The sequence below is a fragment of the Sorangium sp. So ce363 genome (genome assembly GCF_051520435.1).
Lineage (GTDB): Bacteria > Myxococcota_A > Polyangia > Polyangiales > Polyangiaceae > Sorangium > Sorangium cellulosum_B.
In genome coordinates this window covers 10,907,354-10,922,007 of record NZ_CP150333.1, presented here as the reverse complement: position 1 = coordinate 10,922,007, position 14,654 = coordinate 10,907,354, and the positions used below count along the sequence as shown (strand labels likewise).

The 14,654-nt window shown below is 72.0% G+C and carries 9 protein-coding genes; 2 read left to right on the top strand and 7 right to left on the bottom strand.

The window, feature by feature from the left end:
* Positions 1-4 precede the first annotated feature (4 nt).
* Entirely contained in the window at positions 5-1,000 is a 996-nt protein-coding gene (locus tag WMF12_RS41095) for an alpha/beta hydrolase family esterase (RefSeq protein WP_437854071.1), read from the top strand.
* Between the two features lie 52 nt (positions 1,001-1,052).
* On the opposite strand, the gene WMF12_RS41090 is transcribed toward WMF12_RS41095, so the two are convergent.
* The gene (locus WMF12_RS41090; RefSeq protein WP_437854070.1) at positions 1,053-1,874 is read right to left on the bottom strand and encodes an SIMPL domain-containing protein; all 822 of its coding nucleotides are present in this window, start codon (positions 1,872-1,874) and stop codon (positions 1,053-1,055) included.
* Positions 1,875-2,087: 213 nt separating this feature from the next.
* Positions 2,088-3,065, bottom strand: a complete 978-nt coding sequence (locus WMF12_RS41085; RefSeq protein ID WP_437854067.1) for a DUF4423 domain-containing protein — start codon at positions 3,063-3,065, stop codon at positions 2,088-2,090.
* Between the two features lie 107 nt (positions 3,066-3,172).
* Between WMF12_RS41085 and WMF12_RS41080 the strand changes: the two genes are divergently transcribed.
* Positions 3,173-3,796 (top strand): hypothetical protein, encoded by a 624-nt coding sequence (locus WMF12_RS41080; RefSeq protein WP_437854065.1) that lies wholly within the window; start codon positions 3,173-3,175, stop codon positions 3,794-3,796.
* 11 nt (positions 3,797-3,807) lie between these two features.
* On the opposite strand, the gene WMF12_RS41075 is transcribed toward WMF12_RS41080, so the two are convergent.
* From WMF12_RS41075 to WMF12_RS41055, 5 genes are all read right to left on the bottom strand, one after another.
* Entirely contained in the window at positions 3,808-4,653 is an 846-nt protein-coding gene (locus tag WMF12_RS41075; RefSeq protein WP_437854064.1) for a hypothetical protein, read from the bottom strand.
* 139 nt (positions 4,654-4,792) lie between these two features.
* A complete protein-coding gene (locus WMF12_RS41070) occupies positions 4,793-8,644 on the bottom strand; it encodes a serine/threonine-protein kinase (RefSeq protein WP_437854061.1) in 3,852 nt (1,283 codons plus the stop codon).
* Between the two features lie 209 nt (positions 8,645-8,853).
* Positions 8,854-10,152 (bottom strand): non-reducing end alpha-L-arabinofuranosidase family hydrolase, encoded by a 1,299-nt coding sequence (locus tag WMF12_RS41065; protein WP_437854059.1) that lies wholly within the window; start codon positions 10,150-10,152, stop codon positions 8,854-8,856.
* 589 nt (positions 10,153-10,741) lie between these two features.
* Positions 10,742-12,124: an MFS transporter gene (locus WMF12_RS41060; RefSeq protein WP_437854056.1), complete on the bottom strand. Its 1,383-nt coding sequence runs from the start codon at positions 12,122-12,124 to the stop codon at positions 10,742-10,744.
* Positions 12,117-14,645 (bottom strand): PEP/pyruvate-binding domain-containing protein, encoded by a 2,529-nt coding sequence (locus WMF12_RS41055; RefSeq protein ID WP_437854054.1) that lies wholly within the window; start codon positions 14,643-14,645, stop codon positions 12,117-12,119. Before WMF12_RS41055 ends, WMF12_RS41060 begins: the two co-directional genes overlap by 8 nt.
* Positions 14,646-14,654 lie beyond the last annotated feature (9 nt).

Genomic DNA, 14,654 nt, shown 5'->3' with positions numbered 1-14,654 from the left:
CGCCTTGATGTTTCTCGCTTGCTCGTCCGAGACAGGCTCGTCCGGCACGGGAGGCGGCGGAGCCGATCAGGCCACGGGCGGCGCGGGCGGGGCCCACACGTCTGCGAGCGGCGGAGAGACCACCTCGACAGGGGGAACGAGCGATGACGCCAGCTCCTCCAGCAGCGGCACGACAGGTGGGTCGACCGGGGGCGGACCGCAGGCCGGGGGCGGTGGCATGGGGACCGGCGGCACGGAATCGCCGGCGGGCAACCCGAGCCCAGGCTGCGGCAAGTCGGGGCGGCCCGAGAGCGGAACGGTGAAGGTCGACGACGATCACATCTACACGTTCCCGGACAGCTACGATGGCAACACCCCTCTCCCCCTCTTGATGGGCTTCCACGCCTGCGGCAACCCGATCGACCAGTTCATCAACCTCACGCGAGGGTCGGCCTTCGAGACGGAGTACGTGCGCGCCGTGGGGAGGTCGTCGGACGGGGGTGGATGCTGGAACTACAACAACGACATCGCCAAGGTCCTGCGAATCTACGACGATCTCATGGACAGCTACTGCATCGACATGGACCGCGTGTTCGCCACCGGCCACAGCTCCGGCGCGCAGATGATCCTGCAGATCTTGACGCACAAGTCCGATGCCGAGCACATGAACTTCAGGGCGGTCGCGCCCGTCGCGGCCTCCGATTACGGCGCGCTGCAGGTGTCCATGCCCGTGATGTACATCCAGGGCAAGAACGACACCGTCCGCGGAGGAGACGGAGCGAGCGCGGTCGCGAGGTTCCGCACCGCCAACATGTGCGAGATGAGCTCGACGCCGTATTCCCAGGTGACGGCCTGCCAGAGCAGCGGCAAGACGGTGAACCCCGGCTGCATCTCCTACAGCGGCTGTTCGGAGCCGACGATCTGGTGCTCCCACGACGATCCCGCGTACAGCAACACGAGCCACGGCGTGCCGTGTTTTGCCATCGGGGCGATGTACGACTTCTTCACGGGCATGCCGTGAGGACGCGCCGAGCCGCGATCGCGAGCGCCGCCTGCGGGCCGCCGCCCTGAGCTCAGGGGTTCGGGGCAAACGCCACGCGGACCGTCACCGCAGCGGTGACACGGATGTTTCCGGGCTCGACGGGGAAGCCGTCCGCGCCTCCGAGCCCCTTCATCTGCTGCGCAAATTCATAACGCTCCTGCTGGACGACCGAGATCGACTGCAGCTCGGCGATCCTGACGTTCGCCGCCTTGGCCACCGCCTTGGCGTTCGCCTGCGCGTCCTGCACGGCAGCCGCGATGGCGCTGCGGCGCGCCTCGGTGCGGTCGTTCAAGAAGAACTCGAGCCCGCCGACGTCATTGGCGCCCGAGGCGAGCGCGGCCTGGAGGATCCTCGAGCCTGCGGCCTGGAGCTCGGCCGGCGACGCGCCCCGCAGCGCGACGGAGAGCTGGCTGGAAGCCGAATAGCCGATGATCCTGGGCTCGGTGATTTCCTCATGCCCCACGCGCGACTCTCGGATCGGCGAGAGCGAGATGTCGACCGTGCGGATCTCCAGCCCGGGGATAGCGAGGCCACGCAGGGCGGCGAGCACCGCCTGCGACCTGCCCGCGGCCTTGTCGCGCGCGGCCCCGAGCGTCTTTTCGCGCACCTCCACGCCGATGCTCGTGCGCATCGAATCCGCAGGCCGCGCGACCTCGCCGATGCCGCCGATCGTGATGGTCCGGTTCTCGTCATTCTCCGCCGTGGCGCAGGGTTCCTTGGCTGCGAGGCGATCCGCCGCGAGGACCTGGGCGACGGGGCGCCCGGCCAGCGCGGTCGACGAAATGCAGGTGATGACGCCGAGCGCGAGCCCTGCGATCAGGCTTCCCGTGAGGGTCGGCATAGTACGACGCATCGCGATTCTCCTCCTTCGAGCGGATCGTCTGCCCTGGCAGTCGAATTGGCTGTCAGCGCACCGAATCTAGGGCGGAGGCGGCTCGACCGCGAGGGGCGGGCTTAAGGGGCCTTCGCGTCTGTAAAGTACGGCCTCTGCCCGCGACGCGCCCGCATGCCCAGCTGCGGGCCTGCCCCGGGTTGACAGAACATCCTTCTCTGCCCGGTTCGCGCCTCACGCGCCCAGCTCGAAGAGCTGCATCGCGACCAGCGCGACGCAATCGGGCTCGCGCGAGTCCGACACGATCTGCCGGAGCTCGTGGAAGTACCTCACGTGCAAGGCCCGCAGCCGCGCGAGGTCGCCGCGCGCGACGCTGACGAGGTTGTAGGAGTACAGCCCCGGATCGCCGCGGCGCTGCCGGCCCGCGGCGACGTCGAGCCAGTGCGCCTTCAATCGCTGTCGCGGCTCGGCCGCGCCGCGGGTCATGTCGACCGTCTCGGCCGTGGCGGCGTACCGCCCTCCGCGCCATCGGATCAGGCCTGCCCGCGACAGGGCCTCGAGGCACGCGCGCACCTCGTCTTGCGGGAGCGCGAGGCGAGCGGCGACCCACGCGTCGTCATGGCAGGGGAGGGCCGCGTAGCCGGCGAGCTCGAGGACGCGCAGGACCGCGTGAGACCAGGGGAGCTCCGTCGCTATCCGCCGGCGCTCCTCGAGCACACCGAAGTCGCGCGCCACCGAGGGCAGCTGTCCCGGAGGGACGAAGAGCGCGAGGAAGTCGAGGAGCCGGTCGGTGGTCGCGTCGACGAGGGCCAGCACGTCGGGCAGCCGCGGCTGGGAGGTGCCCGCGATGAAGCGCGACACCTGGGACGCGCTGCGCCCGATGCGGGCGCCGATCTCGGCGTTGCTCAGCCCGCCCTTGACGACCTGAAGGAGGGTGGCCGTGAGGGCCGGGTCGGAGACGGCGACGGCCGCGCCGAAGGCCGACTCCTGGCGCACGAAGTCCGAGAGCACACGATGGACGTCAACGCCGTTGTACGCCGCGACGCGCAGCACCGTGGGGAACGTGGGAAAGCGCCGCCCGGACTCCCAGCCGAAGGCGACGTTCGTTCCGTAGCCGAGCCGGACGCTCAGCTGCCGCTGCGAGCGCCGGCCGCGGAGCGCCCGGCAGAAATCCCTCGCGATTTCATCGTACTGCGATGGTTTGTATCGCATCTATGCATCGATACTAGCACATTGGAGCGATAGATAATGCGTAACTGCGCTACGCGACGCTTGCGAGGGCTCCTGCGCTGCGGCAAGTGATGCTGATGGAGGCTGCGATGAACGTACGGCTTGCTTGCTGGCTCCTGGCGGGGCTGCTCATGGGGTGCACGCGCGGGGGACAGACGGGGGAGGTCGCCGCCGATCCCTGCGACTTCCTCCCGCAGTCAACGGGGCAGGCCGTGGAGCATGCGCTCTCCGACCCGACGCCCCTCGGTGTGAGCGGCCAGGAGGCCATCGACGCGACCGGGGGAACCGGAAGCTTCGACGTGAGATGGGCCAACGGGACGACGAGCGCCGTGAGCTGGTCCCTCGTCGCCGACACCGAGAGCTCACCGGTCGTGGCGTACATCGACCGCAGCAGCGAGTGCTCCGACGCGTATCTGCAGATCCTCGTGCTCGGGAATCTATCGAGCAGCGACGGCATCCTCCACCACGAGCAGCGCGGGGCGCTCTATCGGGGCGACGACGGGGCCGCGCACCTTCGCCTGTCCTTCCTCTTCGACGAGAACCCGTTCCCGGACGTGTACGCCGGGCGCGGATCGGGGGACAGCTGCGCCGGGTGCGGCGGCGCATTCGAGCTCTCCGTCGAATCGCGCTGGGCGGCGGGCGAGTCGACCCCTCGGGGCCATGTGGACCTGATCGAGAACGGGACGCTGCTCGGCGAGGTGGGCGCCTTTTGAGGGCGCGCCGGTCAGGGCAAGGCGGTGGTGATCACCTCCTTGACGGTCGCTGTGCTCTGGCCGGGGCGGTCGACACAGGACGGGTAGTACTGGCCGGCCCCGTTGAGGGTCTGGCAGACCCGGCTGCAGGGTCCGACCATGCGGATCACCCCGCACCCCACGAGCTGGCCGTCGGACAGCAGGTGGCCCGCGGCGCAGTCGCGCTGGTAGGCGCGTGAGTTGTCGACCGTCGCGCTGTTGTAGCAAGCGTTGAGGTAGGGCTGCGCCGCGAACAGGTTGCCCCAGAAGGCCCCCTCGACGTCCGGATAATCGATGAGCTCCTGGCTGGAGGAGAGCGTCTTCAGCGGATCCCGCAGCGAGCGGGCGGAGAGGAGGACCGGTACGCGATAGTAGTTCACGCGCGCCGCCACGCAGCTGGAGACCATGCGCTGCCCGAGCTCGTCGAGCGGCCCGGTCGCCCAGGTCGGCGCGGCGCCGAGCAGCCCGGGGTAGCGCTCGTTGTGGATGGTGCCGCCGGAGTCCGTCCACGAGAAGGCGAAGTACGCCGTGCTGTTCAGGGCGCAGCTCGTCGCATACCGCATGAACTCGCGCGCCAGCGCGCCGCTCGGGCCGGGATCCCGGATCGCGGCGAGGTTTTGCGCGCTGAGACCGTTGAGGTTCAGGGCGTTGAGGTTCAAGGCGTTGAGGTTCAAGGCATTGAGGTTCAGGGCGTTCGCGCTGAGCGCGTTGCCGCCCAGAAGGGCTCCCTGGGATTCCTCCACGAGCTCATCCAGCGCCTCGGTGTCCCCCACCTCCGCGGCGCAGCCCGACAGCACCCCGGCCCAGACAAGCACGATGAATGTCTCCTTGAGCGACATGGGTTCCCCCCCATTTCTGGCGCATACCCGGCGGCTCCCTGCGCGCGGCGCGCGAGCGCGGGCTTACCAACATCGCCCATAGGTTGACTATGGGTTCAATATTCTATCTTTTCGCATTATCACGCCCGTGCAAGGTGATTCAGCGGCGACGAGGGTGGGTGTCCGGGGCGTCCGATTCTGACAGCGCCGTCAGCTCCGTGTGCCAGCGACGGAGGCGACTGCCCATGACGGTCGGCGTGGTGGAGGCGGCCGCGAGGGCGCGCTCGATCTGCAACCGGGCATCGACGTACCGGCCGCGACGGAAGGCGGCGAGGGCCCGCGCCTCGAGCACCTCGATCCGCTCCTGCCCTACCGAGCAGCGCGCGGAGCGCTCCTCGAGCGCGGCCCACGCGGCGCCGTCGTCGTCGCACGTCGCGAGCTCGATCATCGAGCAGAGCACGTCCTCCGAGGGCTTCAGCGCGTCGCCGCCGGCTTCCTCTTGCGCCGCGCGCAGCCGCAGGGCGATCCCGCGAGCGCCCGCCTCGTCGCCCTGGTAGAGGCGCAGGCGCGCGGTCAGGAGCGCCACGGCGATCGGCGCGTGGTGCTCGTCGCAGCGCGGCCCCATCGCCTGGACGGCGCGCGCGTGGGGCGCCGCGGCCTCGAGATCGTCCATCAGGTACAGGTACTCGGCGAGGTTGTAGCGGCCGACGAGCTCGAACGCGGGCTGGCCGAGGTCGCGCCCGAGCGCGATGGTGCGCTCCAGGTCGGCGATCATCCCGGCGCGGTCGCCCTGGAGGGCCCGCGCGAGCGCGCGGTTGTTCAGCGCTGCGCCGAGGTGCATGAGATCGCTGCGCTCCTCGCAGCTGAGGATCACCGCGTCGAGGTCTCGCGCCGCCTCGTCGACCCGGCCGAGGCTGGCCAGGATGAACCCGAGCATCAGCCGGGCGATGATGTGTGTCTCATAGCCCTCGTCCCCGAGCCGCGCGGCTTGCTCCGCGGCGCGCGACAGCACCATGGCGGCTTCGTCCTCGCGGTCGTCCCGGTGGAGCGAGCGGCCCACGCCGAGGAGCAGACGGGCGCCGAGCAGGGGGGAGTCCACCCAGCCGGCGAGGCGCTCGGCGGCCTCGACCCGCTCGCTCGCGGCCCGGTACTCGCCTGTCCAGTCGAGGATCATGGCCTCATCGAGGAGGAGCTCGATCTCCGCCCCTGGCTCCGACGCCTCGGCCGCCTCCTCGCGCGCCGCGGCGAGGTCGGCGAGGGCCTCGGTGTGGCGCCCGAGCCGGAAGCGAGCGAGGCCCCGCGCGTGGCGCGCCGCAGGGAGCAGCGCGCCGACCAGCTCCTCGGCGCGCCCGTAGCAGCCCTCGGCGTCGAGGTAGGCCCGGCGCGCGGCCGCGAGCTCGGCGCCTCGGACGAGCAGCGACGCCGCGCGGGCGGTCAGGCCGCCGCGCTCGCAGTGCGCTGCGAGCACCAGCGGATCGGCCTCGCCCGCGCCCTCGAGCCACTCGGCGGCGAGGCGGTGGCCGAGCGCTCGATCGTCCTCGGTGAGCTGCGCGTAAGCGCCCTCGCGTAGGAGCGCCTGGCGGAAGCAGTACTCCTCCTCGCCGGGGAAGCGGCTCTCGTGGCGGCGGACGCAGAGCTCCCCGGTGACGAGCGCGGAGAGGTGATCCGCGAGCAGCGCGGCGTCGCCGCCGAGCAAGTGCGCGACGGCGCCTCGCCAGAACACCTCGCCGAGCACGCTGGCGGCGCGCAGGATCCGGCGCGCAGGGGGCGGGAGCGCCTCCAGCCGGACCTGCACCATCGCCACCACGGTGTCGGGCATCGCTTCGCCCCGGCCTTCCGCCGTCGCGCGGATCAGCTCCTCGAGGAAGAAGGGCTGGCCCTCGGACTGGGTGACCAGACGATCGACGAGCGCCCTGTCGGCCGCGCCGCCCAGCGCCTCCCGCGTGAGCTGCGCGCACGCCTTCGGCGAGAGCTGCCTGAGCCAGATCTCCTGCCGCCCGCGCTCGCCCCAGAGATCGGGGTAGGCTTGCTTGATCTCGGGGCGCGCCGTGGCGAGCACGACGAGCGGCTGGTCCGCGAGCTCGCGCAGCGCCGCGTCGATGGCCGCGACCGAGGCGCGATCGGCCCAGTGCACGTCCTCCAGCGCGAGCACCACCGGCTGGGCCGCGCACTCGGCGCGCAGAAAATCGCGCAGCGCGCGCTGCATCTGCTCGCCGAGCAGCTCGGGATTCTGCCGGGCGGCGCGGAGCGGGAGGCTGTCCTCGTCGGGGAAGGGGACGCCGGCGAGCTCTCCGAGGAACTCCTCGATCCGGCGCCGCTCCGCCTCGGGCGCGCGGCGGGCGACGCGGGCCCGGAGGAGCGCGCGCCGCTCCTCGATCGGCTCGCCGCCCTGGATCCCCGCCGCGCCCCGGATCACCTCCGCGAGCAGGCCGCCGATGGAGCCCGCGCGCAGCGGATCCCCGAGCCCCGCCCAGATCTCCGCGGGCGCGCCGGCGCGCCGGAGGGCCGCGAGGTGCTCCTGGAGCAGGCGGGACTTGCCCATGCCCGCGGCGCCGATGACGAGCACCGCCCGGGCGGCGGGCTCGCCGGCGCAGGCGGCGAAGGTCTGCTCCAGCAGGCGGAGCTCGTGATCGCGGCCGACGCAGGGCGTGGGCCTGCCGAGGAGCGGGCGCCACGGCTCGGCGGCGCTGCGCTCGCCGCGCAGCTCGACGGCGCCGGACGCGGTGATCGCGGCCTCGAAGCGGGCCTCGAGCAGCCCGGCGGTGGTCTTGTCGAGGAGGATCTGCGGCGCGCCCGCGCGGCCCGCGCTCCGGAGCAGCCCCGCCGCGCGCTGGATGGCGTCGCCGACCGGCAGGCCGCGCCCGAGCTCGCCCCAGCCGACCGTGATCGCGATCGGGCGATCGGGGACGCGCTCCCGCAGCGCCAGCGCGCAGCGCGCGAGCTGCGCGGCGACGTCGGTGGGCACGTGCGGGCGGCCGACGATGAGCACCGCCGTACCGTCGGCGAGCAGCTCCAGGCGCCCGTCGAAGCGGGCGGCGACCTCCCGGAGCGCGCCGGCGTCCGCGTCCGCCTCGCTGACCGAGAGGGTGGCGCTCTGCGCGGACGCTGGCGCGCGGCCGATCACCGCGACGCCGTGGAAGCGGCGCTCGCTGCTGGTGAGGGCGGAGCTCGTCGGTCCCGAGATCGCCCCGCCATGGACCTCCTGCGCCGCGAGCGCGGCGTGGGCCGCGGCCCCGTCGCGCGGGCGCCGCGCCGGATCCTTCTCGAGCATCTGCGAGACCAGCGCGTCGAGCCACGGGGGCGCGCCGAGGCAGCGCTCCGACAGGTGCGGCGGATCGTCGAAGATGATCCTGGCGAGCAGGGCGACCAGGTGATCGGCCTGAAACGGCGGCGCGCCGGTGACGCACTGGAAGAGCACGCAGCCGAGCGAGAAGATGTCGGCGGGCGCGCCGACCTCATCGCCGCTGCGCGCCTGCTCCGGGGCCATGTAGTCGGGCGTGCCGACCAGCATCCCGGCGCCGGTGATCGGCGCCATGTCCGGGAGGCGGGCGACCCCGAAATCGAGGAGCCTGGGCTCCTCGATCCGGCCGCCGACGAGGAAGATGTTGGCCGGCTTGAGATCGCGGTGGACGATCCCCAGCGCGTGGGCGGCGCCCAGGGCCGCGGCGACGCGCGCCCCGAGCTCCACTGTCTCGGCGACCGAGAGCCGCCGACGCGAGAGGAGCCGGGAGAGGTCCTCTCCCTCCAGCCATTCCATGACCAGGAAGGGCGTGCTCTCGCGCGCGGCGCTGTAGGCGACGTACCGGACGATCCCGGGGTGTGCGAGACGGGCGAGGAGCTCGGCCTCCCGCGCGAAGCGCGCGAGGTGGTGCGGCGACGGATCGTGCAGCACCTTGGCGGCGACCCGCCTTCCGGTGGTGACGTCCCAGGCGCGGTAGACCGCGCCCATGCCTCCGCTCTCCGCGAGCGCTTCGACGCGGAAGCGCCCCCCCAAGAGCTCCCCCGAGCGCACCGCTCAAGGATAGACGGAGAATGCCGTTCGTCCAGCGATCCCCTGGATTCAGGCCGCGGATCCTGCGCGCGGCGCCCCGGACGCATCGATGGTCGACCCCGATTCCGACCCTGGCCGATGTCGCCCCGGGCTCGCTGGGGAGGCGCCGATCGGGAGATCGGCGCTTCTGCCTGAACGTCCCTCCCGAGAGAACGAGGAGGGGCGTGGAGTCACTTCTCGAGCGTGAGCAGACCCAGCCTGTACGGCAATTTGCCGTAATCCCCCCCGACGTTCGGATCTCTCCCCTGGTAGAGGAACTGCATGTTGCACGCGTTGATGGTCATTCGCTCGTCGTTCGCGGAGCGGATCATCTCGCCATGGCTGATGTCGTCGCTCCAGTCCCCGCCTTCGTACGTCACGTTGGCAGGGCCGGCGAAGGGCTTCTGCTTGGTGTCCGCCAGGGGAGCCCAGGGGCCGTCGAGGCTCTCGGAGGTCCACGACCTGAAGAAGCGAGGGCTGTTGTCGAACGCCTCCACCAAGAGCAGGTACTTGTTCGTGCCATCCACCTTGTAGACGTTGCTGGCCTCGAACAGGAGCCCCGAGCTGGGAGCCGTCATGACGACCTCGTACCCATCGAAAGCCGGGAATTTATCGATGCTGACCTTGGAGCGGTAGAGCTTCCCGTCGTCCCGCGAGAAGAACAGATGACAGTTCTTGTCGTCGCAGATGTTCCAGAAGTCCAGCGCGCCAAGGACGTTCCCCATGGCGCCAGGCTCACCCTTGAGCAGCGGCTGGGGCCGGCTCCAGCCGTTGACGTTGTTGATGTCGTCGTTGGTCGAGTACCTGCCGTTCCACTGGTAGATGAGGTACCACTTGTTGTGCGGCCGGAAATAGAAGACCTGGGGCGCGACCGTGCCGCCGGTGGGCCAGTTCGCCATGTGCTGCTGCGGAGCGGAGTTCGCCTGAGCGAAGTCGGTGAAGTTCAAGTACACGGAGCTCCACGACCCGCTGCCCGACGTGGTGTCGAACACGGTGGCAAATACGTGGTACTTGCCGTCTTCGAACACGATCGTCGGGTCCTTGACGGAGGCGAAGGTGCGACCGGCAGGCGGCTTGGGGCCGATCACCGGAGGCCCCGACTTCCACTTGAACGTGGTGGGCAGGTCGCAGGTCACGGGCGAGCCGCCCGCGCCTGCGCCGCCGCCGCCGTCCCCCGGAGCGCCGCCGCTCCCCCCGGTCCCGGACGTCGGGTCGCCGCCCGTGCCCGGGTCGCTTCCGCTGCTCGTGCTCGTGCTCGTGCCGGGGCTCGATCCACCCGTGCCGCTCGCGCTCGTGCTCGCGCCTGTCGTGCTGCTGGCGCTCGTCGTCGGGTTCTCCGAGCCACCCGTACCATCACCGGGCGGCTGCTCGTCCCCCGTGTCGCTGGCGCAACCGGCGAGCGCGGCGAGCACACAGCCGAGGGCAGAGAGACGAAGGAGGGAACGGGAAGGAGTCAGGGTCTGACGGTGCAAATCGAAGGGAGTGATCATGCTGGTCTCCAGAGGGATGCCCAGTCGGGCAGCGAGCTCCTCAGAGCCCGACCTTCAAGGTGGATGTGCACGAGGACGATGGCCCGGCGCCGCATGGCGGCTTACCCAGGGCAAAGCGGAAGGATACCTGGGACATTGTGAGCGTTCACATTGCTGGCGTCAAACAAAAACCGGCGCGCGATCCTCCTCCCGGCGGCTCGCGCGCACCGGTGCGGAGCACGGCGAAGTGCGGCGCATCTTGGCACAAATTCGTGACGGGTTGTGCCGCTGCGCCTGTGCGCCAGGCGCGAGATCCAGAGATCTCGTTCATCTCCGCACTGACGCACGTGTCGCTTCACCGTGACGGCATGAAGCGTACGTCAACCGTGGTTGCTCTTGCGGTGATGTCTCTCGTCCCCCTCTGCATGACGCCCACGTGTGGTTCCGCCGAGACTTCGTTACCTGGCACCACCTGCGACGGCGGCGAGTCGACGGGTCCAGAGCAGAAGTTCCGCCCGCGGGCCTCGACTGGCCAGGATCTCGGCCGATCCCGAGCTCACCGTCGAGGGTTGGCCGGACGAGTCGTTCGCGCCTCTCCTCGTGAAACGCTCTACCGTGATCCCGCGGCTGCCACCGGGGCGGCGGCGCGGCCGGGAAGGAGAAAGGCGCAGCCGATCGTCAGGAGCAGCGCCGCGCCGAAGATGGACGTGGCCATCGTGTGCTCGCGGTTCACCACATCGGCCGCCGGGCGGTCGGTGAGGACGAGGCCGAGCACGGTGAGGCCGACGATGCCGCCCATGTAGCGCATCGTCGATGTGAGGCCTGCGGCCATTCCGCTCTTCTCGCGCGGGACGTCGCTCATCGCCGCGGACTGCGACGGCGCGGACGTCAGGCCGAGGCCGGCGCCGAGCATCACGAGCGCGGGGATCGCGTCCGTGAGCGCGCCCAGAGGCCGCGCCGCGAGCAGGAGCATGCCGGCCAGGGCGAGCGAGCAGCCGGCGAGCGCCAGCGCGCGCGGCCCGAAGCGATCGGAGCCGCGCCCCGCGAGGGGCGAGACGACAACCATCGTCCCCATCATGGCCAGCAGCGTCGTGCCGACGTCGCGCGGCCCGACGTGGAACAGCCGCCCCGCCACCTGGGGCAGCTCGAAGATCGTCGCGTACATGGCGAAGTTCTGGAGCGCGATGAGCAGGCTGCCGCCGAGGAACGCGCGCCGCCTGAACAGGGAGAAGTCGATGACGGGGTCCGCCGCGCGCCGCTCCCAGAGCACGAAGGGTACAAGGCCCAGTGCGCCGAGCACCGCGGCCCAGCGGAGGTGCGCGGCCTCGAGGCCAAGGACGAGCCCGATGAGCGACCCACCCAGCAGCACCGAGCCCACGACGTCGAACCGCGGTCGCGGCGCGGCAGGCGTCACGGCCGCGGGGCGCGGCGGCCCGCCGATGTGCGCGAGCGCGGCGGAGAGGAGCAGCACCGGGACGTTCGCGAGGAAGATCGAGGTCCACCCGAAGGTCCCCACGAGCAGCGCCCCGATCGTCGGTCCGGTGCCCGCCGACAGCCCCATCACCGCCCCGAAGGCGCCGAAGGCGCGCCCGCGCACCTCGGGCGGCAGCTCCGTGCGGAGCATGGCCGTCGCGCTCGGGACCACGATCGCGCCGCCCGCGGCCATCACGACGCGCGACGCCGCGAGCACCGGGAGCACCGGCCAGAGGTAGGCGAGCGCGGCCCCGACCGCCAGGAGGAGCTGGCCCAGCCCGAGCGCGCGCCGGTGGCCGAGGCGATCTCCGAGCTTCCCACCGGGGCTCTGCAGGACGATGTTCGTGAGCAGGTAGCTCGTCACGAGCGCCTGCCGGAGCGCGCCGGAGTCGACGCGAAGCGTGCGCGACATCTCCGGCAGCGCCACGGCGACCATCGTGGAGTTGAGCGGCGCGAGCGCCGTCGAGAGGGCGATGGCGGCGAGGAGCCGCACCGGCAGGCGCGACGAAGGCTCAGGCACGGGCGAGCTCGCCCGCGCCGTCCTGACGGTCGCCCCGGCGCAGGAGCGCCACCCGGCCCTCCGTCCCGTCCACGAGGATCTCCTGGCCATCCGTGATGCGCTCGGTCGCCCCGGCAGCCCCCAGGACCGCCGGGATCCCGTACTCGCGCGCGACGATCGCCGCGTGGGAGACCGCGCCGCCGACGTTCGTCACGACGCCCGCGGCCAGCGTGAAGAGCGGCGTCCACGCGGGGTTCGTGTAGCGGCAGACCAGGATCTCCCCCGCCTTCAGCCGCTCGAACTCCCGCTCGTCCCGCACGATGCGCGCCTTGCCGCGGACCACCCCGGACGACGCCCCGATGCCGCGGAGCTCGTCGCCCGAGGCGCCTCCCGCGCCCGCCCCGAACGACATCTTCTGCCACCTCGCGTTGACCACCCCGTACGTCGCGCGCCGCCGTCGAACGAGCCGCTCCACCTCGTCGAGCGGCGGCGCCGCCCCCTCCAGCCACCCCCGGAGCTCGGCTTCCGTCAGGTAGAAGACGTCGTCAGGGCGCGGCAGGCGCCCGCGCTCGCAGAGGCGACGCGCGATCTCGGCCACGATCGCCTGCAGCGCGGAGAACGAGCGCACCAGATCGAAGTGCGTGCGCTCCCGGAACACGATCGCGCTCCGCAGCCGCTCGAGGGTGCGGCGGAACGCGTCGGGCAGACCCGGCACGAGGCGAAGCGCGCGGGTGACCTCCTCGAGCGCGGCCCGGTAACGCGCGAGCCCGGCCTCCTCGGACGGCGGCTCGGCGACGTCGAGCAGGCCGCGAAGGAGCCCCCACAGCGGCGCGGGATCCTGCCGCCACGTCGGCGTCGATAGGTACAGACCGGTGCTCTCCCGGTGCCCATGCTCGTCCAGGAACGCGTCGACCTCGGCCAGGTAGGCCCGGCCGGCCTCCGATTCGCGGAGGGCCTCCGGGCGCCCCTCCCGGATCGCGCCGGCGACCTCCGGCCCGGCGCTCACCGCCCTGCGCGCGAGGTGGAAGATCGCGAGGTTCACGTCGGACGTCCGGGTGCGCAGGCCCGAGACGAGGTCGCGCATGACGGTCGCTGCCCGCTTCGGTCCCACGGCGAGGGCGACCGGGACGCGGAGGGCGATCGCGGCCAGCTGGCTGGCGCTCCTCTCGAACCGCTCGCCCAGGACCGCGGTCGTGGTCTCCGTGATCCGGTCGGCGCGGCGGAGGAGCGCGGCGTCGTCCAGCGCGCGGAGATCGACCGGCGCGCAGGCCTCCTGGAGCCGCTTGAACCCGTCGCCCTCCCACCACGCCATCGCGTCGTCGCGCAGGCTGGCCGCGACCTTCTGCGGCAGCCGGAGCAACCGGAGGGTGGGTCGCGCCCGCGGTGGAACGAAGATCGGGCGCCACACCTGGTCGACCCACGCGCGCTCCTCGGCCTCGTCCACGTCGAGCCCCAGGAAGCGCACCATGCGCACGAGCGCGGGGAGCGTCGCCCGGAAGCCCCATTGATCGAGCGGCCTGGGGGCGACGGGGAACCGGTCGTTGTCGTTGGCCTCGAGCATCCTTCGCTGCATGCGGTTGAGCTGGGGGGGCGGAGGGAGGGGCTCGATTTCGGCCGTGCCGAGCGTGGTGATCGGGCGCGACTGGAGGAGGTGAATGGAGCCCCCGGCGAAGGCGAACTCCACGTCCTGCGGGCAGCCGAAGTGGGCCTCGAGGCGGAGCCCGATGCGGCCCAGATCGAGCACCAGCGCGTCGCTCGGCGCGGGACGGCCGGCCTCCCGGCGGTCGCGGTCGTCGATCGCGAGGTCGTTCGTCCCGGGGCCCGCGGCCCCGTTCGGTCGGTCCTGGCCGGGCGCCGCGGCCCCGGCGAACGGCGCGCGCCGCAGGCGGTACACATCGCCGGTCGTGTGTCCTGACACCACGGCCTCGCCGAGGCCCGGGGCGACCTCCAGGAGCATGCGGTCGGCGCGCTGGGCCACCGGGTCGACGGTGAACAGGACGCCGGCGAACTCGGCCGGGACCATGCGCTGCACCACCACGGCGATGTTGACCCCCAGGTGATCGATGCCCCGCGCCGCCCGGTAGCCGAGGGCCCTCGGGCTCCAGAGGGACGCCCAGCACCGCCGCAGCGCGAGGAGCAGCCCGTCCTCTCCCGCCACGTCGAGGTACGTCTCGTGCTGGCCCGCGAACGAGGCGTCGGCGAGGTCCTCCGCCGTCGCCGAGGAGCGAACCGCGACCGGCGGCGCGCCGAGCTCGCGGTACGCGTCTCGGACCGCGCTCTCCATCGCGGGCAGCATCGCGCCCCGCTCGAAGAGCTCCGCCGCCTCCGAGGCCGCCGCCTCCCAGCTGCTCGCGGCGAGGTGCGCCGAGAGGCGCTCGGCGAGCCCCCATGCGCGCGCCTGCTCCGCGTACGCGTCAGCGCTCACAACGAACCCGGGCGGCACGGCCAGCCCGAGCTGGATCAGCTCACCGAGGTTGGCGCCCTTGCCGCCCGCCCTGGCGAGGTCGGCTCGGGACAGCTGGCTCAAGCGATGAACAAGCATCAGGCATCT

Coding starts and splice junctions, on each gene's coding strand:
- WMF12_RS41085 (WP_437854067.1), bottom strand. CDS start 3,065: ATGCGATACAAACCATCGCAGTACGATGAAATCGCGAGGGATTTCTGC.
- WMF12_RS41075 (WP_437854064.1), bottom strand. CDS start 4,653: ATGTCGCTCAAGGAGACATTCATCGTGCTTGTCTGGGCCGGGGTGCTG.
- WMF12_RS41065 (WP_437854059.1), bottom strand. CDS start 10,152: ATGATCACTCCCTTCGATTTGCACCGTCAGACCCTGACTCCTTCCCGT.
- WMF12_RS41080 (WP_437854065.1), top strand. CDS start 3,173: ATGAACGTACGGCTTGCTTGCTGGCTCCTGGCGGGGCTGCTCATGGGG.
- WMF12_RS41055 (WP_437854054.1), bottom strand. CDS start 14,645: ATGCTTGTTCATCGCTTGAGCCAGCTGTCCCGAGCCGACCTCGCCAGG.
- WMF12_RS41090 (WP_437854070.1), bottom strand. CDS start 1,874: ATGCGTCGTACTATGCCGACCCTCACGGGAAGCCTGATCGCAGGGCTC.